This is a genomic window from Pseudomonas sp. TH06, from assembly GCF_016651305.1.
GTDB lineage: Bacteria > Pseudomonadota > Gammaproteobacteria > Pseudomonadales > Pseudomonadaceae > Aquipseudomonas.
On the sequence record NZ_JAEKEC010000001.1, the window covers coordinates 2,289,382 to 2,313,913 of the forward strand.

Genomic DNA, 24,532 nt, shown 5'->3' on the forward strand with positions numbered 1-24,532 from the left:
GGTTACGTGAGGGAACTAGGGATGGCTCGACGCTGGTTGGCTGTGGGGTTTTTTGCTCTGCTGGGGACTGTGGCCATTGCACAGAACGCTGCGCCGACGCCTGCGGTCATCCATCTGGCCAGTGAAGACTGGGAAGATTACACCGCCGCCGATGGTCACGGCCTCGGCTGGGACGTGTTGCGCAAGGTGTTCGAGCCGGCCGGGGTGAAACTCGACATTCGTACCGAGCCTTACACGCGTTCCGTGGGTCTGGCGCAACGCGGCGAAATCGATGCCTGTGTCGGTTCTTATCATGAAGAGGCCAGCGATCTGCTGTATCCACGCTGGAACTTCGATACCGATCATATCTATGCGCTGGGCCTTGCGAGCAATCCGGCACCAAGCCCGGAAACCCTGGGCAACTATCGACTGGCCTGGGTACGCGGCTACGACTACCAGAATTATTTGCCCAATGTGAAAAGCTTCAACGAAGTCATCCGGCGCACCGGGATTCTGTCGATGCTGACTCACAACCGCGTCGACTATTACATCGACGCGCTGACCGAAGTCGATTACGTGGTCGGCCGGGCCAAGGATCCGTCGCAGTTTCGCAAGACCCATATCGCCGAACTGCCGCTGTACCTGTGCTTTGCCAATACACCACAGGCGCGAACGTTGATGGCGTTGTATGACCAGCGCATGGAGCAGTTGGTGAAGAGCGGCGAGTTGAAGCCGATCTTCGAGAAGTGGAAACAGCCCTACCCATTCGTCTCTGACTGAAGCCCTGCGCAAATCCTTTGTAGGAGTGAGCCTGATCGCGATAGCGGTCTCATTCAAACGTTGATGTAGCTGACACACCGCCATCGCGAGCAGGCTCACTCCTACAAGGGGAGCGCAATGTCCGTGGGGGAGTTATCAAACTTTTTGATCGTTATGCCCGACAATTCAGCCTAAGCGCCTGCCCAAAGCTGCTGTTACAATGCCGCCCAGCGAATCTTCAGACTTTTTAGATCAGGAGCACACCGGTGCCTGTCGTTTTTGTCGCCGCTTCCAAGCTGCCAACGCCTTTTGCGCAATTCACCATGCACGGTTTTCTCGATGAAGCCACCGGTCGCGAGCACGTTGTGCTGAGCCTGGGTGATTTCGCCGACGGTGCCCCGGTACTCGGCCGGTTGCACTCCGAATGCCTCACGGGCGATGCCTTGTTCAGCCAGCGTTGCGACTGCGGCTCGCAACTCGAAGGCGCGCTCAAAGCCATCGCTCGCGAAGGTCGCGGCGTATTGCTTTACCTGCGCCAGGAAGGCCGTGGCATTGGCCTGTTGAACAAGATCCGCGCCTACGAATTGCAGGACGGCGGCGCCGACACCGTTGAAGCCAATGAGCGGTTGGGTTTCGCCGCCGACCAGCGCGACTACGCCATGTGCCTGCCGATGCTCGAACATCTGGGCGTCAAGTCGTTGCGTCTGATGACCAACAACCCGCGCAAGGTCAAAGCCTTGACCGACATGGGCATCACCGTCGCCGAGCGCGTGCCGCTGCACACCGGGCACAACCCGCATAACAAACTCTACCTGGCGACCAAGGCCAGCAAGCTCGACCACATGATGGGCAACGAGCATCAGGGCGAGGTCGACCGCGCGTGACCCGCGGTCAGGTGCGCCGGCGTCTCAGCGTCGACTGGTGGAAATACCTGGCGCTGGCACTGGTGCCGCTGTTCGTCCTCAACGCACTGTTCGGTCAGAGCGAAGGGATCATGCCGGTGCTGGCGATGCCGTTCTTTATCGCCGGCGTGGCATCGATGTTTGTCAGCCTGAAGTTTTTCGGCCGCTATAAACACGCACTGATCGCTACCCAAAAAGCCCTCGATACCCCTGAAGAGCCTGCAGCGTGGATCGCTCTCGCGGCGCGTCGCCGCAGCGCCTTCCTTGCCGCTGCGTTACCGGCATGGATCGGCGCGCTGGCGGTGTTCGTCGGCCTCGAAGCGGTGCCGTTGATGCTGCTGGCGTTGTCCACGGCGGTGCTGTTCTACCTCTACCGTATTCCGCGTCAACTCGGTTGATGCGCTGCCTCTGGCTGGCGGTTCTGCTGCTGGCCGTCAGCGGCCCGGCGCTGGCGAGTCTGCGCGTGGTCAGTCTCGCGCCTTCCCTGTCTGAAATCGTCGTTGAGCTGGATTCCGCCGACCTGCTGGTCGGCGTGCTGGATGCTGGCGAGCGCCCGGCGGCCATAGCCGGGGTGCCTTCTGTTGGCCGCTATGGTCAGTTGGACATGGAACAACTGCTCAGCCTCAAACCTGATCTTCTGTTGCTCTGGCCCGGCAGTGTCGGCCCGGCGCAGCGTGATCAGCTCAAGCGTTTGAACATCCCCACATTCGTTGCCGAACCGCACAGCCTCGAACAGCTATCCGCGCAGATCGAAGCCATTGCCGCTCGACTCGGTCGGCCTGAGCGGGGGGAGAAACTGGCGGCGGATCTGCGTAAGCAACTTGCCGACCTACGTCAGCGCTATCGCCGGGACGCGCCGCTCAAGGTGTTCTATCAAGTCTGGGACAAGCCGTTGTACACGGTGGGCGGAGGGCAGATCATCAGTGATGCGCTGGAGGTGTGCGGGGCGCGTAACGTATTCGCCGACCTGAGTCTGCCGGCGCCGCAGGTGAGTATTGAAGCGGTGCTGCAGCGTAATCCCGAGGTGATTCTGGCGGGTGATCAGGCCCAGCTCGATGCGTGGAAGTCCTGGCCGCAGGTGGCGGCGGTGGCGCAGGGGAAGTTGCTGCTGGTCACCGACAAAGGCCTAGAACGTCCTAGCGGGCAGATGATCGAGGCGACAGCCAAGCTCTGCCGCCTGATTCAGCCACACCAGTAACCTGTGGTGAGGGGATTTATCCCCGACCGGCTGCGCAGCAGCCGTAAACCGGTGAACTCAATGTGGCTGATCACCGAGGCGTCTGTTTTTGTGGCTGCTTCGCAACCCATCGGGGATAAATCCCCTCGCCACAGTTGATGGAGGTTGATCTTAGAGCTGGGGAGTCCAGGTGACGCCGAACATCCACTCCCGGCCTTCTTCGCGATAGCCATACTGACTGCCGTCATAGCTGTAATTCGCCCGGCTGTAGCCCTTGTCCAACAGGTTATCCACCTTCAGATCCAGCTTGATCTCGCGGTTCAGCGCCCAGCTGCTGCGCAAGCCGAACAGTGCGTAACCGGCCAACGCCTGCGTATTGTCCTTGTCGTCATAGCTGCTGCTCACCGCCTGCCAACTGGCGCCGAGGCTCAGGCGATCGAATTGCCGATCCAGATCCCAGCTCAGCGTCCGCCGCGCACGCCGCGCCAGGGTATGGCCGGTGTCGCGGTCACGGGGATCGATGATCGCCACGCCAAGGTTGCTCTGCCAGCCGAACAGCTCCTGTTTCAACGCGGCTTCGAAGCCGTTGATTCGTGCCGAGGCGACGTTTTCCGGCCGTGAGTTGCTGCCGAAGATAATCGCGTCCTCAAGGTCCGTACGATACAGCGAGGCCTCCAGGCTACTGCTGTCGCTCAACTGGCTACGCCATTGCAGCTCGTAGCTTTTCGAAGTTTCCGGTTTCAGGTTCGGGTTGCTGAAATCCGGGTAGTACAGGTCGTTGAAGGTCGGTGCGCGGAAGCCTTCGCTGTAGCTGAGCAACAAGTCGTTGTCCGGGTTCAGCGGCAGGGTGAAGGTGCCGCTCCAGGTGTTCTGGCTGCCAAACTGCTGGTTATCGTCATGGCGCAGACCCAGTTCAGTGGAAAAACTGTCGGCCTGATAGCGATGTTGGATGAATGCCGCGCGGTTCCAGCGGCTGTCTTCGTCGAACGCGGTACTGCTGTTGACCCGATCTTCATACCAGTCGCCGCCAAGGATCAGGCTGTTACGTGCGTCGAGGGTCAGGTCGTTCTGCCAGTTCACCGAGTCGCGATAGGTGTTGAACACCGTGCGTTCGTCGCTGAGCTTGTCGAGAGTCTTTTCGCGGTTCTCGGTGTGGCCGAATTCGACGCGGGTTTTCCAGGTTTCGTTGACCCGGGCATCGACGTAACTGCTGACGCTGCTGACGTTGAAATCGCTGTAGGGCTGCTGCTGGACCGATTCGAAGGTGTTCATGTCGAAGCGGCCGAACGGGTTGTCGAACTCACTCTTGCCACGGTTATCCAGCAGGTTGGCACCGACTTCGATGTCGTCGGTCAGCGCATGGCTGAGGCTCAGGCTGATGGACTTGTTGCGGTAAGCGTCGTGATCGCCATCGCTGGGATACGACTCGTGGGTGCGATCAATGCCGGCGGTTTCATCAAGGCTGGCGCCAAGGTTGAAGCGGGTTTTGTCATCGCCGCCGGACAGTCCGAGGCTGCGTTCCCAGGTCTGGTTGCTGCCAAAGCCGACATGCAGGCGTGGCTGCAAACCTTGTTCACTGCCTCGGCGAGTGAAGATCTGAATCACCCCGCCAATCGCATCGCTGCCGTAAATCACCGAACGTGAACCGCGCAGCACTTCAACGCGCTCGATCTGTTCGATGTTCAGATGTTGCAGGTTGCTGTCACCAGAGGTCGAACTGCCGATGCGTTGGCCATCGACCAGCACCAGGCTCTGTGCCGATTGCGTGCCGCGAATGTAAATCCCGGGCAGACTGCCGCGCCCACCGGTCTGTGCCACTTGCACCCCCGGCACGCGCCGCAGCAGGTCCGGCACATCGTTCGGTTGCAGGCGGTCGATGTCCTCGCGGGTGAACACCGTGTTGGCCGCGCTGCTGTCGTTGCGTGCTTCGACCTGGCGGTTGGCGCTGATCAGCGTGTCAGGCAGCTTCAAGGCCTGGTCGCGTTCGAAGGTGTCAGCGAGGGCGCTGGCAGTTGGCAACAGGAAGAAGGGCAGGGCGAGGCGCGAGAGTTTCATGGCAATCCATGGCTTATGCAAAACCGTGTAGGAGCTGCCGAAGGCTGCGATCTTTTGATTTTGCTTTTTTAGAAAGGTCTGGAGCCGCCGAGAAGCAGGATCAAAAGATCGCAGCCTTCGGCAGCTCCTACAGGAGGGACGCTTAGCGGTTGAGGAGGGCCAGACGTTCGCGAATCGACGCTTCGATCCCAGCCTCATCCAGCCCGCACTCGGCCAGCATCTGTGCAGGCTTTGCGTGCTCGACGTAAACGTCCGGCAAGCCCAGGTGCAGCATCGACTTGAGAATATTCTCGCGTGCGAGAAATTCGCTGACCGCACCACCGGCGCCGCCCATGATCGCGTTCTCTTCGATAGTCACCAGTAGCTCGTGACTGCCGGCGATCTCGCGCACCAGTGCTTCATCCAGCGGTTTGACGAAACGCATGTCGACCACCGTTGCATCCAGCTTCTCGGCGACTTTCAACGCCTCGGCCAGTTGCACACCGAACACCAGCAGGGCGACGTTGCTGCCCTGGCGACGGACGATGCCTTTACCGATCTCGATAGGTTCGAGGTCTTTCTCGATGGTCGCGTTCGGGCCGCTGCCGCGTGGGTAACGCACCGCCGCCGGGCCGTTGTACAGATGGCCGGTGGTGAGCATTTTGCGCAGTTCGTTTTCATCGCTCGGGGTCATGATGAGCATGCCCGGGATGCAACGCAGGTACGACAGATCGAAGCTGCCGGCGTGGGTCGGGCCGTCTTCGCCGACCAGACCGGCGCGGTCGATGGCGAACAGCACGTCGAGGTTCTGCACCGCGACATCATGGACGAGCTGATCGTAGCCACGCTGGAGGAATGTCGAGTAGATCGCCACCACCGGTTTCGCGCCTTCGCAGGCCATGCCGGCAGCAAACGTCACCGCGTGCTGTTCGGCAATCGCCACGTCGAAGTAGCGCAGCGGGAAGCGTTCGCTGAACGCCACCAGATCCGAGCCTTCCTTCATTGCCGGGGTAATCCCGACCAGACGTGGATCAGCCGCTGCCATGTCGCACAGCCACTCGCCGAACACCGCCGAATACTTCGGTCCGCCAGCCTTTTTCGGCGCAGCAGCCGGGGCGTCTACAGGTTCAAGTTTGGTGATCGCGTGATAACCAATCGGGTCGACTTCCGCCGGGGCGAAGCCTTTGCCTTTCTTGGTGACGATGTGCAGGAACTGCGGGCCTTTCAGATCACGCATGTTGCGCAACGTGGCGATCAGTGTCGGCAGGTCGTGGCCGTCGATCGGGCCGATGTAGTTCCAGCCCAGCTCTTCGAACAGGGTGCCGGGGACCAGCATGCCTTTTGCGTATTCTTCAGTGCGGCGGGCGATTTCCCAGGCGCCGGGCAGGCGCGACAGGACTTTCTTGCTGCCTTCACGCATGCTCGCGTAAGTGCGGCTGGAGAGGATCTTCGCCAGATAATTCGACAGGCCGCCGACGTTGCGCGAGATCGACATGTCGTTGTCGTTGAGGATCACCAACATGTTGGCATCGACTTCCGGCGCGTGGTTCAGCGCCTCGAAAGCCATGCCAGCGGTCAGTGCGCCATCGCCAATCACGGCAATGGCCTTGCGATCACTGTTTTGCAGGCGGGCGGCAATCGCCATGCCCAGCGCTGCACTGATCGAGGTGCTGGAGTGGCCGACGCCAAAGGTGTCGTACTCGCTCTCGGCGCGGCGCGGGAAGGCAGCAATGCCGTCCTTCTGGCGCAGGGTTTCCATGCGCTCGCGGCGACCGGTGAGGATCTTGTGCGGATAAGCCTGATGACCAACGTCCCACACCAGCCGGTCGTCCGGGGTGTCGAAGACGTAATGCAACGCGATGGTCAGCTCGATGACGCCCAGGCCGGCACCGAAATGCCCACCGGTCTGGCCGACCGTGTAGAGCAATTCCAGGCGCAACTCATCAGCCAGGGTTTCCAGCTCGGCTTCGCCTAACCGGCGCAGGCCGTCCGGCGTATTCGCGCGGTCGAGCAGGGGCGTGGTCGGGCGCTTGCGGGGAATCTCATGAAACGTCGTGGGCATCAGGCGAATCGTTATAGGTATAAAAGATGCGGCAGTTTACCTGATGCATCGCCCCCTGCCCACGCGTTGGTCTTTTTTGGCTGATTCGCCGTCAGCTGCGGCGCTCGACGATATACCGGGCCAGCTCACGCAACGGCTCGGCCGCCGCGTCAAACGGTCGCAGGGCGTGCAGGGCCTGATCGCGCAATTCCAGGGCATAGGCCTTGGCAGCGTCCAGACCGAGCAAGGCCGGGTAGGTCGGCTTGTCGCGGGCGATGTCGGCGCCCTGGCGTTTGCCAAGGGTTTCGGTATCGCTTTCGACGTCGAGGATGTCGTCCTGCACCTGAAAGGCGAGGCCGATGGCCTGTGCATAAGTCTGCAGGGCTTTGAGTTCATCCTTCTCGGCACGGCCGCTGGCCAGGGCGCCGAGTCTGACGCTGACCTCGATCAACGCGCCGGTCTTGTGCCGGTGCATCTGTTCGAGGGCTTTCTGATCGAGCTTGAGGCCGACCGAACCGAGGTCGATCGCCTGACCGCCGACCATGCCGGCCGGGCCTGCTGCGTGCGCCAGCGCCGTGACCTGTTGCAGGCGGATGTCAGCGTCGAGATTGCTCAGGCGCGGGTCGAGCAGGGCGCTGAAGGCCAGGCTCTGCAAGCCGTCACCGGCGAGAATCGCGCAGGCTTCATCGAATTTCTTGTGGGTGGTCGGCTGGCCGCGACGCAGATCGTCGTCGTCCATCGCCGGCAAGTCATCGTGAACCAGCGAATAAGCGTGGATCAGCTCAACCGCGCACGCTGCGCCGTTGGCTTGCTCAGCTTTACCGCCAAGCGCTTCGCACGCGGCGTAGGCCAGCAACGGGCGCACGCGTTTGCCACCGTTCATCACGCTGTAGCGCATGGCTTCATAGAGGCGCGCCAGTTCCGGCAGCGGGGCGTTGAACAGGGTTTCCAGGGCCGCGTTGACCCGGGCCTGGCTGGTCGCCGAATACGCTGCAATCATTCTGGCTGTTCCGCGTCGAAGGGTTCCTCGGCGAGTTCGCCATCACGCTCCAGCAGCACTTGCACCTTCTGCTCGGCTTGCGCCAGCGCTGCCTGGCAGTCACGGGTCAGGCCGATGCCCTGCTCGAAAGCGGTCAGCGAGTCTTCCAGCGACAATTCACCATTCTCCAGACGCTCGACCAGTGTTTGCAGGTCGGCGAGGGACTGTTCGAAATCCAGTGCAGCTTTTTTGCGGGCCATGGCGGCGATTTCCGGTTGACGTTAAACCGGCGCGACACTAGCAGATAGGGGGTTTATGGGCAAATGAGCAGGCCGATACTCGCAAGAACAAATGGGCCTTTGGGGAGAACAAAAATCCCTTGTGGCGAGGGGATTTATCCCCGATCGGCTGCGCAGCAGTCGTAATCGATGTTGACTCGGTTGACATGGAGATACGGGGTCGGCGTTTTTGGGCCTGCTGCGCAGTCCAGCGGGAGCAAGCTCCCTCGCCACAGGGATTGGTGTTGATTTTTAATGTGTGGGCTTGTCCGTATAGCGGATCTGGTAGCGCGTACTGCGGCCGCCTCCCGGCAATCGTTGCAGGCAACCTTTCTCCAGCAACTCCGCCAAATGCCGGGTCGCGGTGGCTTTAGATACCTTGGCCACAGCCTGATATTGCGCCGCACTGATGCCGTGCTCGAAACCGCGCTCACCGCCGTCAAGCAGACGATTGAGCACTTTGATCTGTTCCACCGACAGTTCGGACTCACGATGCGTCTGCCAGAAACGTGTCTTTCCCAGCACGCTTTCAATCCGTGCGATGGCTTGTCGAAAGCTGCGCAATAAAGTCTGCAGAAACCACGTCAGCCATTCGCTGATGTCCAGCGTGGCTTTCTGACTCGACTCCAACACCCGATAGTACCCGGCGCGATCGTCGAGAATGCTGGCCGACATGGCATAAAAACGGATTGCCCGGGCTTCACCTTGGGCCAGCGCCAGATCGGTAATGGTACGGGTGAGTCGGCCGTTGCCATCGTCGAACGGGTGCAGTGTGACAAACCAGAAGTGCGCGATGCCGGCGCGCAGCAGAGGATCGAGTCCAGCTTCATGCTCACTGGTCTCGAACCACTTGAGGAAACGCTCGAGTTGCTGCTCAAGGCCTTGCCTTGGCGGGGCCTCGAAGTGCACGGTCGGACGCTCGATCCGTCCGGAAACCACTTGCATCGGCTCATCACCGCGCAGCGCACCAACATTGATTGCGCGTGAGGAAAGACCATTTTCCTGTTCTGGAAACAGCAGCGAATGCCATTCCAGCAAACGCTCCAGCGTCAACGGCTCTGCGAAACGCCGGGTGGCGTCGAGCATCAGTTGCGCAAGGCTTTCACTGCGTGGACTGACGTTATTGTCATCAGCCGTTTCCAGGCCGAGGCGCCGCGCCAATGACGAGCGCACGGAGCCGACATTCAATTGCTCACCCTCAATGGCAGAGGAGGTCACGATGTTTTGCAGCAAGGCATCAAGTTCAGACTGAGCGCTCAGGGAACTGCTCACTGAGCCGGCCATGCCCAGCAATTGGCCTTGCGACTGCACACACTCGCGCAGCAACAGCGTGAGGCGGTCTGCCTGCCAGTTGAAGTCGGGCCAATCGGGTTGCTGCCAGATCCAGTGAGTCGCCATGAGGTGTGGTTCCTGAGCGCTTGAGCCGAATAGAACAGCTATTCGGCTCATTTTGTGAGCCGAATATGACGCCTATTCGGCTCACCGTCTACCGGGGGCCGTGATTCCCACAACAAATCCAGATGTATCCGATTGTTAAAAAACTGCCGAATGGCTAATCTTCGCGCCTTCTACGACCCGGCAGTCACGGGTCTTTCAGACGAAACGCAGTTTTCACCGCTGTGAAGTACCGAGGATCGGGTGCAAGGTTTCGTTCAGGCATGGCAGGAGGCGTCACATGCGTTCATTTCTTATGCTGCTGATCGGGTTGGCCTGCGCGCCCGCGCTGCTGGCCGCCCCTACCGCCGAGTTGGCGGAACCGGTGGGCGGCTGGCGCTATCACGGTTTGCTTGATCGCACGGAAAACCCGCAAGTTGCCTATCCGACGCCGCCCATCGATCGCGGCATCCAGCGCAATCGCACGATGATCGAAGGCCAGCTCAAGGCCATCGGCCATATGCGCCCGCCGCACAGTCTCGCCGTCAATGGCAATCCACTGAATCTGTACACCGACGACCAGGGTCGTTTCGCTAGGCCGTATGCGTTTGGCGCAGGGTCGAACAGCGTCGAGGTGATCAGCGCCGAAGGCCAGTCGCTCAAGCGCGTGCAATTTTATGAAGCAAATAACTTGCGCACACCGGCGCGAATTCGTCTTGTCTTGGGGTGGGACGATCCAAAAGCCGAGCTCGATCTGCACATTGTCACGCCCGACGGTCAGCATGCGTTCTGGGCGCACCCGGCGTTGAGCAATGGCGGTGGCCTCGACCCGGATGGCGTCGATGGCCCCGGGCCGGAGATGTTCACCATGACCGCGCCGCTGCATGGCACCTATCTGGTTTACGTCAACTATTGGGGCAACTTCGGTAACGGCGGCTATAACTTCGATGAGACCAGCAATCAGAACGAGGTGATCACCTCGCAAATCACGCTGGTGCTCAACGAAAACACCGTCGACGAAAAACGCGAGACCTTCATCGTGCCCCTGCGGGCGATCGGTGATCTGCTGCTGGTCAAGACTTTCAACTACTAAGCATCCCGCACCACGGATGAACTTCGGGTTTTGTGAACATGAGTGATAACACTGTTACTCCGGCCGTTGAAACGCCTGCCGGCAAACCTTCCCGGCGCTGGCCTCTGCTGTTGGTCGGGCTGTGCCTGGTGGCCGGCGTGGCCGGTGGGCTCGGCTGGCTGCTGCACAAACCCAAGGCGCCAGCGGCTGCACTTGCCAGTGACAAACTCGGTCTGAGCCGCCCGGATGCACTGCTCGAAACCCGTTCCCTGAGCCAGTTGCCCAAGGACTTGCTGACGGTGCCGTTCCTCAAGGCCACGCTCACCGAAGATTTCGTCTTCTACTACGAAACCCACGCCGACCGCCTCGGCCTGATCGGCAGCCTGCGCCGGATCATTTACGAACATGACCTGAAGCTGCAGGACAGTTTGATCGAACAGCTTTTCGATCAGCCGGCAGACGTCGCGTTGTGGCGCGGCGCTGATGGCCGGTTGAAGGATTTCCTGTTGGTGATGGATCGCGGCGGGCTGGCCAAGCTGTTGGAGCCACTGGCGAAAGTCGCGCTGGATGACACGCAACTCAGCCAGATGGGCGAACTCAAGGTCGGTGGCGACACGGTGCCGCTGTATCAGTTGACCTACAACGCCAGCAAAGCCCTGTTGTTCGCCTCTCACGGCGACAAACTGGTGGTGCTGTCCAACCCGGCCAAGTATTACGATCCCGAAAGTGGCGTCTCCGAAGAGTCGGGCCACGTTTCGCCGCAAGCGCTGGCGGCACTGCTCAACGGTGACAAACTGTTCCCGGAAGCCTTCGGCCTGCCGGCGAAAACCCCTGAGACCAAACAGCGTCTCTCGGTCAATTCCAGCGTCCTTGCCATGGGTTATCAGCGCTTCATCCCCAACTTCGCCGGGCTGCGCTTCGACATGGACGACAAGGGCTGGCACAGCTACCTCGCCATGGATGAGCTGGACAACCAGCCGGATTTCGATTTCAAACCGGTGTGGCAGGCGATGCCGCTGGGCGCGAGTGCTTGCGTGACCTTGCCGGTCGCCGCTGAACCGCAAAAGCCGTTGCTGGTGAAGCTCGGCGCCGAAGAAGCCGTGGCGCAGACCCTCACCGAACATGTGGCCGGCGCAGCGGGTCTGTGCTGGTATGCGGATTCACGTTTGTACACGCCATTGCTGGTTGCCAGTCTGAGGGACGAGGACAGCAGCAAACTCGACGGTGATCTCGGCAAACTGTTCGGCTCGATGGTCGGTGCATTCGAGTCCAACGTTGAAGAAAACGTCTTCCCGGTGGTCGAGAAACAACAAGGTCAAAGCCACGTCTGGCAGCGTCAGGTCAGCTCCAATTTCGGCCCCTATGCGGCGAAGACTGCCGAGAATCCGGACGCGATCAGCGGCAAGGCGTTCATGAAAGTCAGCCTCGCCCGTCACGGCTCGACACTGCTGTTTTCCCTCGACGACAAACTGGTCGACAAGGCCCTCGGCACGCTCGACAAACGCTTTCCGCCGATGGCTGACGTGCTGCCCAAAGATGTGCTGATGCCGATCTATTTCGGCCCCGATTCGATGGCGCAGCTGATGCAGCAGGAAACCCTCGACAGCCTGCCGCAGGACATGGAACCGGTGTTCTACAACGCCGCGCAAACCTACCTGATCCCGAAGCTGCGCACCCTCGGTGGTTACGGCAAGTACGCGCTGACCTTACCGGAAGGCAGCGAGCCTGACGGTCATTGGCAATGGCTGCCGCTGGAATGGAAAGCGCTGTGACGGCACTGATCCGCAGCCTCGGCCTGCTCGCGCTGTTACTGAGCGCGGGCGCCCGAGCCGTCGAGGCACCGGCTCTCGATCCGGCGCAATCCCAGGTCTTCCGCGCCTGGTTTGTGCGCATCGCTCAGGAACAACTGAGCCAGGGGCCGAGTCCGCGCTGGTATCAGCAGGACTGTGCCGGGCTGGTGCGTTTTGCCGCCAACGAAGCGCTGAAAGTCCACGACGACAAATGGCTGCGCAGCAATGGCCTGTCCAATCGCTACCTGCCGCCGGAACTGTCGCTCAGCGATGACCAGCGCAAGCTCGCCCAGCAATGGCAGCAGGGCGGTGGCAAGGTCGGGCCGTACGTCAACGCGATCAAACTGATTCAATTCAACAGCCACCTGGTCAGCCGCGACGTGTCGCAGGCGCGTCCCGGTGACTTGATGTTTTTCGATCAGGGCGACGACCAGCACCTGATGATCTGGATGGGTCGCTACATCGCCTATCACACCGGCACCACCACCCCCACTGACAACGGCATGCGTTCGGCAAGCCTGCAGCAACTCATGACATGGAAGGACACCCGATGGATACCCGACGCAGCCAACCCCAACTTCATCGGCGTCTATCGACTGAACTTTCTCTCCCAATGACCGGTGCCCGCATGTTGCGTTTACTGCCTTTTCTGTTGCTGTTAGCCCTGCCATTTTCGGCGGCCAATGCTGAAGACTCCGTCGAGCCAAGCGGCTATACGCCGGTGTCCGGTGAAAGCTTCTTCCTGCTCGCCGACAGCAGTTTCGCTGCCGACGAACAAGCAATGGTGCGCCTCGAAGCGCCGGGTCGCGACTACCGCCGGTTCCGCATGGAACCCTATGGCGGCGCCGACATTCGCGTGTACCGCATCGACAAGCCGCTGGACTTCCTCAAGCGCCAGAAGAACCTGCACCGCGTGGTCAGCGATGGCCAGTTCAAGGGTGAAGGCCTGTCCAACACCCTCGCGTATCTGTGGGACAACTGGTACCGCAAATCCCGCCGGGTGATGCAGCGTGCGTTCTCCTACGAATCGCGCAAACAGGTCACCGAAGAAGTGCCGGAACTGAAGATGGGCAATGCCATCGCTGCGCCGACGCCGTACGACGCGCAGCCGCAATTCGCGCTGATCCCGGGTCTGCCGGTGGTCAGCCAGTTCCGTTATCCGCTGTGGCAGGCCAAGCCGATCCAGCCGCCGGCCGGGGTCAATCTGGCCGGTTCTTCCAGCGATTTCGTCAGTGTCGCGCCGGGCAACGTCTACATCCCACTGGGCAACCTCAAGCCGGGTCTGTATCTGGTCGAAGCGTTGATCGGCAAGTATCGCGCGACCACCATGGTCTTCGTCTCCAACACCGTCGCGGTGAGCAAGATTGCCGGTGATGAATTGCTGGTCTGGGCGGCGCGCAAACACGAAGGCAGTTCGGTGCCGAAGGTCACTGTGCTGTGGACCGACGGCCTCGGCGTGATGAGCAGCGGTGCCACCGATGCCGATGGTTTGTTGCGCCTGAAACACGTCAGCCCGGAGCGTTCGTTCGTGATCGGCGAAGATGAAGAGGGAGGGGTGTTCGTCTCCGAGAATTTCTATTACGACAGCGAAATCTACGACACCAAACTCTATGCCTTCACCGACCGGCCGCTGTATCGCCCGGGCGATTGGGTGTCGCTGAAAATCGTTGGCCGCGAGTTCAAGAACGCCCGGGATTCGGTGTTGCCGGGGGCGGCTGATGTCACTGTCAGCGTGCTTGATGCGACGGGCACCGAATTGCAGCATCTCGATTTGAAACTCGATTCGAAGGCCGGCACTCAGGGCCGATTCCAGCTGCCGGACAACGCGGTAGCAGGCGGCTACGAGATTCGTTTCAACTACAAGGATCAGGCCTACAGCAGTGCTTTCCGTGTGGCGGAATACATCAAGCCGCACTTCGAGATTTCGCTGAACCTGGCCAAACAGGATTACCGCACCGGCGAGCCGGTCAAAGGCAGTCTGGTGTTGCTATACCCCGATGGCAAACCGGTGGCCAACGCTAAACTGACCCTGAGCCTGCGCGCCCAGCAATTGTCGATGGTCGACAACGAGCTGCAATACCTCGGGCAATTTCCGGTGGAGCTGACCAGCACCGAACTGACCACCGACAGCAAGGGCAACGCGACCCTCGACTTGCCGGCCGCCGACAAACCGAGCCGCTACATGCTCACCGTGTTTGCCAGCGATGGCGCGGCGTATCGGGTCAAGACCACCAAGGAAATCCTTATCGACCGTGGTGCTGCAAGCTTCCGCTTGAGCGCGCCGCAACGCTTCAGTGCGGCCAATGACAAGGTAGCGTTCAGCTACGCCAACGAGGGCGGCACCGAGCAGAGCAAAGCGGTCACGCCGAGCAGTTACGGCTGGGTGCGTCTGGAAGACCAGAGTACCGGCGAGGGCAAACTTGCCGCCAAGGACAAAGGTTTCAGCATTGCCTTCGAACGTCCGGGTACTTACAACCTGACATTGAAGGATCAGCACGGCCGTGTACTCGGCGCCACCGGCCACTCGGTCACTGGCGATGGCGTCAAAGCGGTGCCGGGCACCGTGGAAATCGTCCTCGACAAACCCGAGTACAAGGCCGGCGATGAAGCGCTGGCGTTGATCACCTTCCCGGAGCCGGTGAGCGATGCACTGCTGTCGCTGGAGCGTGACAAGGTCGAAGCCACCGCGCTGCTGGCCAAGGGCGGAGACTGGTTGAAACTGGAAAAACTCAGCGACACCCAATACCGCGCGCGCATCCCGGTGAAAGACAACTTCGCGCCGAACCTGACCTTCTCCGTGTTGTACACCAAAGGTGGTCAGTACAGCTTCCAGAATGCCGGGATCAAAGTGGTTGCGCCGCAAATCGACGTGGCGATCAGCACCGACAAAGCGGTGTATCTGCCGGGCGACACGGTCACGGTTGACCTGACCACGCAGTTCGCCGGCAAAGCGGTTCCGGCGCATCTGACGGTCAGCGTCGTCGACGAAATGGTCTACGCGTTGCAACCGGAAGTCGCGCCGACCATCGACCAGTTCTTCTACCACCCGCGCCGCAACAACGTGCGCACCAGCGCCAGCCTGTCGTTCATCAGTTACGACGTGGCGTTGCCGGGCAGCCCGGGTTCGCCGGGCAAGGCCAACCGTAGTGAGCGTGGGGTGAAAGTGCTGGAGCGGCCGCGTCGTGAAGACGTCGACACCGCCGCATGGCAGCCGGAATTACTGACCGGTGCTGACGGCAAAACCCGTTTCACCTTCAAGATGCCGGACTCGCTGACCCGCTGGCGCATCACCGCCCGGGCGATTGCCGATGACGGTCAGGTCGGGCAGAAAAAGCAGTTTGTTCGTTCGGAAAAACCGCTGTACCTGAAGTGGAGCGGACCGAGCAAATTCCGCAAGGGCGATCAGCCGCAACTGGGTGTGTTTGCGTTCAGTCAGGCCGAGAAACCGGTCAAGGCTGAACTGGTCACCCATTACGCAGGCACCGAACAACGCCTGCCGGTGACGCTGAACAACGGCATCAACTACCTGCCGTTGCCGGCGCTTGCGCTGGCAACGGGTGAGTGGACGGCGGAACTGGTGCAGGATGGCAAAACCGCCGACTCCCTCGCCGTACGTCTGAGTGCGACCGGCGATGGCTGGCAAGTGACGCAGACCCAGAGCCTCGACGTGGCCAGCGGCGATACACCGCTGAGCCTGCCGGCGGACGCCACGGACATTCGCCTGCGTCTGGATGACAGTCCGCAAGCGCTGTTCCGTTCCGCACTCGATGATTTGCTCAGCTATCCGTACGGCGGCGTCGAGCAGACGGCCAGCCGTTTGCTGCCGCTGAGCATCGCTTATCCATCACTGGCGTCGAGCCCGCAGATCCGCGATCGCCTGCGTCTGATCATGCAGAACAGCCGTCTGCGTCTGGTGCAAATGGCCGGGCCATCGGCGAGCTTCACCTGGTGGGGCTACGATGGCGAGCCGGATGCGTTCCTTACCGCTTACGCTTACTACGCCGACTGGAACGCCAGCCAGGTACTGGAACTGACCTTGCCGCCTGAGCATTGGCAGCGGGTGCTGGAGGTTTACGCCAAGCAGGCGCCAAACACGCCGTTGCTGCAACGGGCGCTGATTCTGTCGTTCGCCAAGCAGATGCATTTGCCGGTCAACACGCTGCTCAGCGGCTTGATGGACGATCTGGCCAAGGCCGGAGAGGGCAATGCCGAAACGATGCTGGACGACGGTGAAGACAGTCTGGTGATGGGCGATCCGGATTCGGCGCTCGGTCTGGCGGCAGCGCGAGTCTTGACCGCAGCGCTGGCCACGCAGTCGAAAGTGGCATTGCCTGATGCGTTCAATCGTCAGGTGGGCGCGGCGCAACAACGTCTGTCGGTCAGCTCGCAACCCTTCGCCGAGGCGCTGAATCTTTCGCTGCAACCGTTCGATCAGGCGCGTGCGACGGCGTTGCTGCAGCGTCTGCTGCCGCAGCAATCGACCCTCGAACGCGCACTGGCGCTGAGCTGGTTGCAACGCAGCATCGCTCAGGCTTCGCCGACCATCGCGCTGACGCCGGGTGAAGGCTGGAAGAAAAATTACGGCGCGACTGGCGAGATGTTCTGGACGTGGCAGGGTGCGACGCCGGTGCCGAGCGTGTTGTCGGTGTCCGGCACTCAGGAGCGTCCGCTGCGTGCGGCGCTGAGCTTCCAGACCCAGCAACCCGCCGTCGATCCAATGGCCGTGACCATCACTCGTCGCCTGTCGCGACTGGTGCCGGGCGACGAAGCCTTCACCTTCAAACTGGAGCCGGTCGGCACCAAGCCGCTGTCCAGCGACAGTCTGTATCTGGACGAAGTGATCCTCACCAGCAAAGCGCCGAAACCACTGCGCTACGGCATGCTCGAAGTGCCGCTGCCACCGGGTGCCGATGTCGAACGCACCACGTGGGGCATCAAGTTGCAGGGCAAGGACGGCACCGAGCCGACCGCGCTGGAGAAGGCGCGTTTTGAACCGGGGCAACTGGCTTACGCGGTGCCGGTGGATGCGCTGAGCGGCGAATTGCGCCTGCGTCATCTGGTGCGGTTCTCGCAGAAGGGTCAGTTCAATCTGCCGCCGGTGCGTTTCACTCAGGTCTACGCGCCGCAACATCAGGCTCAGGAAGCGAAAGCTGCCCTCGGTCAGGTCACGGTCAACTGACATGACCCGGCCGCTGCTGTGGCTGCTGATGTCTGTGATTCCTGCGCTGGCGACGGCGCAGGATGAGCCGTTGCGCGTGGCGTACAAGGGTGAATTATTGTCGTTGAATCAGATGCAACTGATCGCTCGCGAGCCGTTGCCGCCATCGCTGGATACGCCGCTGGGCAGTCTGTGGAAGTTGTTCGTCTATGCATGGCTGGTGGATACCGGCGCTCGCGAACCGGCTTATGAATGTCGCGGGCAGTCGAAAGAGGAAGTCTATTGCTGCTCGGCGGGCGCGAAGATCGAACGTGATCAGGCGTTGGTGAAGTCCTGCGGGTTGTATTTCGAGCCTGCGCGGTTGGGCATTGCGGCTGCAGATTGGCGAACCTATTGGCAGGCGCGGCAGGCGCCGTCGTGGTTGCTGGAGTTGCCTTCGGTGCAGCCGGCCACGCGAGTTTCTGTGGCTGACTTGCTCAAGGTGTTGGCTTCGCTGCCAGCGCAGGATCAGATGCGCCGAGTGTTGCTCGATGTGGTGCTGAATGCTGCCGACGGCAATGTCGTCGGTGAACTCGGCGGACGCCTGCGGGTGAAAACCTGGAGCTGGCTCGGCGATCAGGATCCGCATTCGCGGCAGGGTGGTTTTGCCGGTTGGACGGCTGATGGCTCGCCGGTTTGGGCCGGTGGGCGCGGCACCAGTCAGATGGTTCTGCGTCATTACGGTCAGGCGTTGGCGACGGTATTGCCAGCGGCATGGCCGGCGGAGGCCGGGCGCTGTGTCGAGGTCGGGCTGTTCTCGCGCTATCCGCTAACCCGCGTTCTGGCGGGTGACCGGGCCGTAACTTCCGGCCCTTTACAGGGCGACTACCGCGTCGAATTTGCCAACGGCAATGCACTGGATATCCACAGCGACGGCGAACTGTTTCTGCTCAACGGCAAACTCGTCGCCAGACTGGATCGCGAAGAATACGTCGCCCGAGTGCTGGAACGCGAAGCCAAACCCGAGCCCGCCGAAGCCGCCAAAGCCCTCGCCGTGGCGATCCGCACGTATCTGCTGCAAAACGCCACGCGCAACGGCGACTGCCTGAGCATCGACGACAGCAGCACCCGTCAACGGGTCGCGCCACGTCCTGCTTCCAGCGAGTCGCGCAACATCGCCGCATGGACCGCTGATCTGGTACTGGCCGGCAGCACCGTCACCTATCACTCCGATCAACCCGGCCCGGACAAACTCGCCTGGCAGCAAGCCGTGGAACAGGCCAACGCTGGCCAGCGCTACGACGCGATTCTGCTGCATGCCTATCCGCGCGCCAGCCTTAGCCGTTGGGACAATCCGGTCGCCTCCTGCGAAGCATTGCCCGCCGCGCAAGACTGGTTGCAAAAACAACGACGCGGCTGGCGTCCGAAGCTGGAAAGCGAAACCGGCTACAACGAAGTCAGCACATTCGCCGTGTGCAAACTCGCCTTCGGCCGCCCCTTCGTTGATCGCGAACGCCAGCGCATCTATGTGCGCGGCGTGCTGACGTTGCAGGATCGCCTCGACCTGACTCACGAATATCTGCACCTGGCCTTTGAAGCACATCCCAACGGCCAGGATGAAACCTACATCGAAGGGCTTGCCCGTCACCTTTTGCTGGAATAGACCATGACACTCCGTTATCCACAGGTCTTGCTGCTGCTCTGCACGTTGACCGCGCTATCGCCGGCCATCGCCGCCGACAGCGTCAAACTCGACACCCCGATCGGCGGCTGGCGCAGCGGCGCCCCCGAAGGCGAGGGCGAAAGCTTCCGACAGACAGTCAACTATCCGGCCTCGTCGGTAAACACCCCGGTCGGCCAGGCCAACACCGCACGCATCAGCGGCGAAATCAAAGCCACGCCCAAGAGCCGCGAGCCCGGCCGCTTGATCGTCAACGGCGTCAGCATGCCGTTGAAAATCGACGAAAGCGGCCGCTTCGACCGGCCGTTTTCCTTTCCCAACGGCAGCAACAGCGTCGAAGTCCGCAGTCCTGACGGCCAACAACGTCATCGCACGCAATTCCTCAATACCAGCGGCGGCGCCACCCCCGCCAAACTGCGCGTACTGCTGGCGTGGGACAGCGACGGCACCGACCTCGACCTGCACCTCGTCACCCCCGACGGCGCGCACATCTGGTACGGCAACCGCAGCGCCGCCAACGGCGCGGCGCTGGACGTTGACGTGACCACCGGTTACGGCCCGGAAATCTTCGCCATGCCGGCACCGATCAAGGGTCAGTATCTGGTGTACGTGAACTATTTCGGCGGTGGTTATCGCAGCGATGAAGATGGCAGCGATGAAGCGGTGCAACCGTTGACCACGGCGCAAGTCACGGTGATCACCGAAGAAGGCACACCGAGCGAGAAGATGGAAACGTTCCTCATCCCGATGCGCGCGGTGGGCGAGTTGACGTTGGTGAAGTCGTTCAGTTATCCGTGAGGCCCAAATACAGCGAACGCAACGTCTGCACCCGATTACGCCCCTGATCCTTGGCGCCGTACAGCGCCTGATCCGCCTCCGAAAGCAACCGCGACAGGTCGTAACCCGATTCACGGGTGGTGACCACGCCAATACTGACGCTGAGCAGGCCCGGTTCCGGAATGGAGAGCCGGGCGAAGGAGTGACGGATTCGCTCGGCAATCTCCAGCGCGGTCGGCTCATCGCAGGCGCCGAGCAGGCAGGCAAACTCCTCACCACCGATGCGCCCGAATACATCCTCTTTGCGCACGCTCTCCATCAAGACATCGCTGAACGCGATCAATGCTTGATCGCCGACAGGATGGCCGTAGGTGTCGTTCAATCGCTTGAAGTTATCCAGGTCGCAAAGCAGCAGCGCCGCCGGTTCGTCCCGCTGCTGACTGTCGTCCAGCAAGTGAATGGCGTGCAGCATGAACGCTCGGCGATTGCCGATGCCGGTCAACGGATCGCTGAACGCTGCGGCCTTCAGTTTCAGTTCGGCACGCTCCTTGACCATCGCCAGCGTCACGTAAGCAATGCCGATCACATACAGCATCGACTCAAACAGCATAAATGAGAAAAACGAAACGCCTTCGCCACTGCCCAGCAAAGCGTTGGTCACCGGCAGGCCTTCATCGATTACGCTGCGCACGGCATAAAACACGGTATGTGAAACCGTCAGCAGCAACGCTGGCATGAACGCGACGTCCAGGCTGTCGCGGCTGCGCCAGAGTTCTCGTGTCGTCAATACGCCGTAGCCGAATGCCAGCAGCGAGTAGAACAACACACGGTTCGACATCGACTGGTAGAAGGCGGGTATCAGACACAACAGCAACCAGATCACACATCCGGCGAGAATCCCCGGCAAGCATGCCTTGCGACCGACCAACGTGCGCATGGCCGTCCAGTTGAACGCCGCGCTGAGCAACAAAACGACGTTGCCGAAAATGATCGGAATGTAATCGACACCCCGGTCACGCCAGCTGACCAGCACCACACCCAGCGCCCCCAGCAACATCATGCCGCCAAGAAAGGCCAGTGAAGGTTCACGGGTCTCGCGATACCAGGCGTGCAGCGTCAACAGCCCCATCAAAAAGAAGACGAAGACGGAAACGACCAGCAGGGTCGGGATATGCAGGGCCATTCCATGGATTCCCGTGAGGCTCAATACCGGAATCCGGCCGGTGAAGGGGATGCGGGTAAAAACAGAGGGTGGTTATGGGGCGGGATTTAGCACTGAGGAGGTGGAATTGGCAAGTGTCTGGGGGCCACGCAGATGAGTGATTCACCAGAACTTCCTCGGAGCGCAAACGGTATCCACGTTTCACGGGGGGGTACCGGTACTGGAGGTTTGTGGCATCAGGTTGACGCCGAAATGTTCGTTGCCCAGCGGTTTCTTGCCGGGTGTCGGCGAGGTTACGGCGATGATCGTCGCCTGATCCTGACGCCGCATCGGCATGACCACGCTGGTGTCGGCATTCAGATAACTGGCCATCGTCGCGAGCGTGAGCCCTACGAAAGGCGAGGCCGAGCCGGTGTCACCCAATCGCTGGGTGAGGTCGTAGCTCGCGTGCGAATCGAGCAGGTTCAGCGGACTGTGTGCCGCGTTGAGCGCCGGCAACAGTTGCGCCAGTGGCGTGGTATTCGAGCCCCCGTCAAAGAACACCCGGGTAGGCTTTTGCGCGAGTCTGTCCGTGGCCTCTTTCCAGCCAGCGGCCAGTTTGACGGTCATGACCTCACGCTTGAGACGTTCACCGTTATCGGGCTGCAGCAGCGATACATTGACCGGCCGATGTAATCTGGCCAACACGGGCAGTGCATCCCATTGCTCGAACGCATGCCGGGTCCAGGGCTGAGGAATGAACATTGAGGGCCGGAACTCCACGGCGGGTTTGCTCGTTCCCCAACCGGTGAACTCCGGGTCAATCCTGTTCTTGTTCACCTTGGCAAACTGAGCGTAGTAACGCAGCCATTCGACGCGTTCGGGGCGCCCGACGACCATGGCGACCATCGAGTCGGTGAGCTCACCTGGTTTACGCGGGCCAGGCCCACCAATCAGTGGCGCTTTTTTTGCGGAGAGAGCAAACGACATGCTGAACCCTTCAACGTTGTAGATCAGCACGGCGGGGAGGTCGGGGTTTTGCTCGAACAGTCGGAAAAGGTTTTCTACCAGGCCTTCGGGGGTGTCGTTACAGATAACGCCGTCTTGCAGATTGCGCACGCGATGCCAGTGCAGGCCCGCTTCCGTGCGGTATGTGTTGACCATACCGGTAAGCATTTGCCGGGTTCTTTCTGCAGAGAAACGCAGGTTCGGTGTGTCAGGGGTCCAGCCTCGAACCACGGTGATGGCGGGGATGGGCCACTTTTCCACGAAGTCGCGTAAACCTAACTCCAGCGCATCGGCCTTGCGCTTGTCGTAGGCCATATCTTTGTCGTCAGCATCCACCGGGTACTTCTTCGGATCGGTAGGCAGGATGCTGCCGACGTGCCGGGCCTCGGCCTGTTGTGCATTCTGTTCCTGCAAGGCTTTCCAGACCTGGCCCTGACGGAAGATATCCAGACTTATCCCGACGGCGAGCACATCCAGAGTGTCCAGACGGGGCGAGGTAACCGGGGCGCGGTAACGAGCATCAACAGGCATGGCTGCGGCCTCCTTGGCAGAGGTATAGGTCGTCACGGGGGAGTGCGGGCTGGCAAAGCAACGGCTGACCGTCAATGGTTGCTCAGCGGCCAGAGTCAGAGGGGAGGTCAGGAAAAAAGCGCTGAGCAGCAGGCAAGCAGGCTTGAGAGACATGCCGTTTTTGCTCTTGCGACGCCGGCAGGCTGTGCCGTCATCGTTGGCGCGCATGCTGTTGCTGGCTGGCGGCGGATAGGGGATCGATTGCCTGGAACAAGGTTCCTTTGCCTGTGCAGCGTCAGTCATCACGCATTTCCTCCTTGAAAATTGACTCGATGGCCTCAACGAATGCGCCTTCGATTTGATCCCCCGCGATAATGACCCTTATTGGCGTTGCACCTCAAATACGAAGGGATCTCCCTGATTCGGGAAGTGCAGCAGGTACTGCGCAACCGGAGTCTTACCATCGGGCAACAGATAATCCATTTTCAGCCCGGTCGGATTATTTTCCCGCTCCGGACCCAGGTAGGAATTGTCCGGATAGCTGAACTGATTATGTGGTGCTTTGCGAACGCTCGCACAGGACGCAAACAGCCGCGGCAACGCGTAAAGGTGTTGGCCGTGTAGCAGCAAAACCTGAGGGTAACGATCACCGTAGCCACTGCTCACGTACTGCATCTCGAGACACGCCGAGGTGCCTTGGCGCCAGACCGTAGCCGACGCCACATTTTCCGGGTCGACCGGATCACCTACGCGCCATGCCGGCGTCGCGAGGTTGCTGACGTCGCGCAGCGGCCAGCGCTGTTTGCCGATCGCCAAGGCCTTGCCATCGAAAACAATTTCGGGCGTGCCTTTGGGCGGTTTTAGTGGCAGCCCATCGGGCGCGCTCCAAAGCGCCTGGTCATAACGTTCAAACGCTGGGCGCATGGCATTGACCCAAAGGCAATGCCTCGGCGATTCCGAGCAGGTCATGGCCAGTTCCATCCCCGGTCCTGCAAACAGGTTGCTGCCCAGCGACTCATAGAAAGCACGGTAATCGGTGAACTGCACTTGGGCTGCCGAGGCTGCAAAGGGCAGGCCCGCACCGAGAAACAGGCTCAGGCAACAGGTAAGTGTGCTCATCGATGCCCCTTGGCGTCGGATGCCTTGATGTAATGCGGATTGATGGTACGGAAATCGCTTTGCCGATGGTTTGCCAATTGTGCTCAGAAGTCTTCCGTGGTGACTGACACATTGATATAGAAGAACGTTATTTCTGACCATGATTCGCGTCTGTTTATGAGCGTTTCTTCGGACCCCATCCCTAGCAGATACCAACGCTGTGTATTTTTATCGCGATAAGAAAAAAATGTGGAATCCCATCCACAGCAGATATGTCGCAACTCAGGCATTGCGAAGCTACGGCTCATGTAGCGCTCAGCTTTAAGAGCATCCGAGCCTTTGACGCGGTAACGAGCATTGAGCGGTTTGCCCAACTGTTTGTTGTCTTGAGTGCACTCCAGAAACTCGACGAAGCCAGGCTTGTCGCTGAGTTTCGCAAGAAAATCCCCGCATTGCTGTTCGGCCATCGCGTTACCTGCAAATGTGGATAAGCCTGCGAAGACAAGTCCGCCAATCAACCTGTTCATGTATTCATCCATGATAAGTGCGCCAACGTATTTTCCTCCTGCTCTTTTCATACGATCAGGCAGCGAGGTTATATAAGGCTCGCCTATTGATACAGCTTTACGCTGGTCAAGCTATCGGGGAGATTTCTGGACAGGATAGGATTATTTCAGGCATTAAAAAGCCGGCTTGTGGCCGGCTTCTCGGGGACTGGCTTGGTTTATTTTTGGTAAACCGCGCCAGCCTTCAAAACGTACACCCGGATCTGCGTCCGGCTGTGGGACTTGGTCA

18 protein-coding genes and 1 pseudogene are annotated in these 24,532 nt (G+C 60.6%); 10 read left to right on the plus strand and 9 right to left on the minus strand.

Features of this window, described 5'->3' with window-relative positions:
* Positions 1-21: 21 nt before the first annotated feature.
* From JFT86_RS10325 to JFT86_RS10340, 4 genes are all read left to right on the plus strand, one after another.
* Complete coding sequence (locus tag JFT86_RS10325; RefSeq protein ID WP_201236638.1) at positions 22-759, plus strand: transporter substrate-binding domain-containing protein; 738 nt, start codon at positions 22-24, stop codon at positions 757-759.
* Between the two features lie 245 nt (positions 760-1,004).
* Complete coding sequence (gene ribA, locus JFT86_RS10330; protein WP_103303726.1) at positions 1,005-1,622, plus strand: GTP cyclohydrolase II; 618 nt, start codon at positions 1,005-1,007, stop codon at positions 1,620-1,622.
* Complete coding sequence (locus JFT86_RS10335) at positions 1,619-2,038, plus strand: MFS transporter (RefSeq protein WP_201236639.1); 420 nt, start codon at positions 1,619-1,621, stop codon at positions 2,036-2,038. The genes ribA and JFT86_RS10335 overlap by 4 nt, the downstream gene beginning before the upstream one ends.
* Positions 2,038-2,838, plus strand: a complete 801-nt coding sequence (locus JFT86_RS10340; protein ID WP_201236640.1) for a cobalamin-binding protein — start codon at positions 2,038-2,040, stop codon at positions 2,836-2,838. The genes JFT86_RS10335 and JFT86_RS10340 overlap by 1 nt, the downstream gene beginning before the upstream one ends.
* Positions 2,839-2,988: 150 nt before the next feature.
* Here the strand turns inward: JFT86_RS10340 and JFT86_RS10345 are convergent, their stop codons facing one another.
* From JFT86_RS10345 to JFT86_RS10365, 5 genes are all read right to left on the minus strand, one after another.
* A complete protein-coding gene (locus tag JFT86_RS10345) occupies positions 2,989-4,872 on the minus strand; it encodes a TonB-dependent receptor (RefSeq protein WP_201236641.1) in 1,884 nt (627 codons plus the stop codon).
* 142 nt (positions 4,873-5,014) lie between these two features.
* The gene (gene dxs / locus JFT86_RS10350; RefSeq protein ID WP_201236642.1) at positions 5,015-6,913 is read right to left on the minus strand and encodes a 1-deoxy-D-xylulose-5-phosphate synthase; all 1,899 of its coding nucleotides are present in this window, start codon (positions 6,911-6,913) and stop codon (positions 5,015-5,017) included.
* Positions 6,914-7,004: 91 nt separating this feature from the next.
* Entirely contained in the window at positions 7,005-7,892 is an 888-nt protein-coding gene (ispA, locus tag JFT86_RS10355) for a (2E,6E)-farnesyl diphosphate synthase (RefSeq protein WP_201236643.1), read from the minus strand.
* Complete coding sequence (locus tag JFT86_RS10360) at positions 7,889-8,131, minus strand: exodeoxyribonuclease VII small subunit (protein ID WP_003228627.1); 243 nt, start codon at positions 8,129-8,131, stop codon at positions 7,889-7,891. The genes ispA and JFT86_RS10360 overlap by 4 nt, the downstream gene beginning before the upstream one ends.
* 270 nt (positions 8,132-8,401) lie before the next feature.
* The gene (locus JFT86_RS10365; RefSeq protein ID WP_201236644.1) at positions 8,402-9,547 is read right to left on the minus strand and encodes a Fic family protein; all 1,146 of its coding nucleotides are present in this window, start codon (positions 9,545-9,547) and stop codon (positions 8,402-8,404) included.
* A 277-nt stretch (positions 9,548-9,824) separates the two neighbouring features.
* On the opposite strand from JFT86_RS10365, the gene JFT86_RS10370 reads away from it, so the two are divergent.
* The 6 genes from JFT86_RS10370 to JFT86_RS10395 are packed head-to-tail and all read left to right on the plus strand — an operon-like array spanning position 9,825 to position 20,001.
* On the plus strand, positions 9,825-10,616 hold the full coding sequence (locus JFT86_RS10370) for a DUF2135 domain-containing protein (RefSeq protein WP_201236645.1): 792 nt from the start codon (positions 9,825-9,827) through the stop codon (positions 10,614-10,616).
* Between the two features lie 38 nt (positions 10,617-10,654).
* Complete coding sequence (locus tag JFT86_RS10375; RefSeq protein WP_201236646.1) at positions 10,655-12,367, plus strand: DUF2138 domain-containing protein; 1,713 nt, start codon at positions 10,655-10,657, stop codon at positions 12,365-12,367.
* Entirely contained in the window at positions 12,352-13,002 is a 651-nt protein-coding gene (locus JFT86_RS10380; protein ID WP_129395691.1) for a DUF1175 family protein, read from the plus strand. Before JFT86_RS10375 ends, JFT86_RS10380 begins: the two co-directional genes overlap by 16 nt.
* Positions 12,999-17,564 carry an alpha-2-macroglobulin gene (locus JFT86_RS10385; protein ID WP_201236647.1) on the plus strand — a complete coding sequence of 1,522 codons (4,566 nt, stop codon included), beginning with the start codon at positions 12,999-13,001 and terminating at the stop codon, positions 17,562-17,564. The genes JFT86_RS10380 and JFT86_RS10385 overlap by 4 nt, the downstream gene beginning before the upstream one ends.
* Before the next feature lies 1 nt (position 17,565).
* On the plus strand, positions 17,566-19,185 hold the full coding sequence (locus JFT86_RS10390) for a DUF2300 domain-containing protein (RefSeq protein ID WP_201236648.1): 1,620 nt from the start codon (positions 17,566-17,568) through the stop codon (positions 19,183-19,185).
* Between the two features lie 3 nt (positions 19,186-19,188).
* Positions 19,189-20,001: a DUF2135 domain-containing protein gene (locus JFT86_RS10395; RefSeq protein ID WP_201236649.1), complete on the plus strand. Its 813-nt coding sequence runs from the start codon at positions 19,189-19,191 to the stop codon at positions 19,999-20,001.
* Here the strand turns inward: JFT86_RS10395 and JFT86_RS10400 are convergent.
* From JFT86_RS10400 to JFT86_RS10415, 4 genes and pseudogenes are all read right to left on the minus strand, one after another.
* Entirely contained in the window at positions 19,988-21,163 is a 1,176-nt protein-coding gene (locus JFT86_RS10400; RefSeq protein ID WP_201236650.1) for a GGDEF domain-containing protein, read from the minus strand. The two genes, JFT86_RS10395 and JFT86_RS10400, sit on opposite strands and share 14 nt — an antisense overlap.
* Positions 21,164-21,358: 195 nt before the next feature.
* A pseudogene (locus tag JFT86_RS10405) lies at positions 21,359-22,813 on the minus strand (DUF2875 family protein); the annotation flags it as partial.
* A gap of 207 nt (positions 22,814-23,020) precedes the next feature.
* Positions 23,021-23,758: a hypothetical protein gene (locus tag JFT86_RS10410; RefSeq protein WP_201231449.1), complete on the minus strand. Its 738-nt coding sequence runs from the start codon at positions 23,756-23,758 to the stop codon at positions 23,021-23,023.
* A gap of 83 nt (positions 23,759-23,841) precedes the next feature.
* Positions 23,842-24,264, minus strand: coding sequence for a DUF4952 domain-containing protein (locus JFT86_RS10415; protein ID WP_201231448.1), 423 nt, complete (start codon positions 24,262-24,264; stop codon positions 23,842-23,844).
* Positions 24,265-24,532: the final 268 nt, after the last annotated feature.

Coding starts and splice junctions, on each gene's coding strand:
- JFT86_RS10380 (WP_129395691.1), top strand. CDS start 12,352: ATGGAAAGCGCTGTGACGGCACTGATCCGCAGCCTCGGCCTGCTCGCG.
- ispA (WP_201236643.1), bottom strand. CDS start 7,892: ATGATTGCAGCGTATTCGGCGACCAGCCAGGCCCGGGTCAACGCGGCC.
- JFT86_RS10325 (WP_201236638.1), top strand. CDS start 22: ATGGCTCGACGCTGGTTGGCTGTGGGGTTTTTTGCTCTGCTGGGGACT.
- JFT86_RS10415 (WP_201231448.1), bottom strand. CDS start 24,264: ATGAACAGGTTGATTGGCGGACTTGTCTTCGCAGGCTTATCCACATTT.
- dxs (WP_201236642.1), bottom strand. CDS start 6,913: ATGCCCACGACGTTTCATGAGATTCCCCGCAAGCGCCCGACCACGCCC.
- JFT86_RS10340 (WP_201236640.1), top strand. CDS start 2,038: ATGCGCTGCCTCTGGCTGGCGGTTCTGCTGCTGGCCGTCAGCGGCCCG.
- JFT86_RS10345 (WP_201236641.1), bottom strand. CDS start 4,872: ATGAAACTCTCGCGCCTCGCCCTGCCCTTCTTCCTGTTGCCAACTGCC.
- JFT86_RS10370 (WP_201236645.1), top strand. CDS start 9,825: ATGCGTTCATTTCTTATGCTGCTGATCGGGTTGGCCTGCGCGCCCGCG.
- JFT86_RS10360 (WP_003228627.1), bottom strand. CDS start 8,131: ATGGCCCGCAAAAAAGCTGCACTGGATTTCGAACAGTCCCTCGCCGAC.
- JFT86_RS10400 (WP_201236650.1), bottom strand. CDS start 21,163: ATGGCCCTGCATATCCCGACCCTGCTGGTCGTTTCCGTCTTCGTCTTC.
- JFT86_RS10375 (WP_201236646.1), top strand. CDS start 10,655: ATGAGTGATAACACTGTTACTCCGGCCGTTGAAACGCCTGCCGGCAAA.
- JFT86_RS10390 (WP_201236648.1), top strand. CDS start 17,566: ATGACCCGGCCGCTGCTGTGGCTGCTGATGTCTGTGATTCCTGCGCTG.
- JFT86_RS10385 (WP_201236647.1), top strand. CDS start 12,999: ATGACCGGTGCCCGCATGTTGCGTTTACTGCCTTTTCTGTTGCTGTTA.
- JFT86_RS10395 (WP_201236649.1), top strand. CDS start 19,189: ATGACACTCCGTTATCCACAGGTCTTGCTGCTGCTCTGCACGTTGACC.
- JFT86_RS10410 (WP_201231449.1), bottom strand. CDS start 23,758: ATGAGCACACTTACCTGTTGCCTGAGCCTGTTTCTCGGTGCGGGCCTG.
- JFT86_RS10365 (WP_201236644.1), bottom strand. CDS start 9,547: ATGGCGACTCACTGGATCTGGCAGCAACCCGATTGGCCCGACTTCAAC.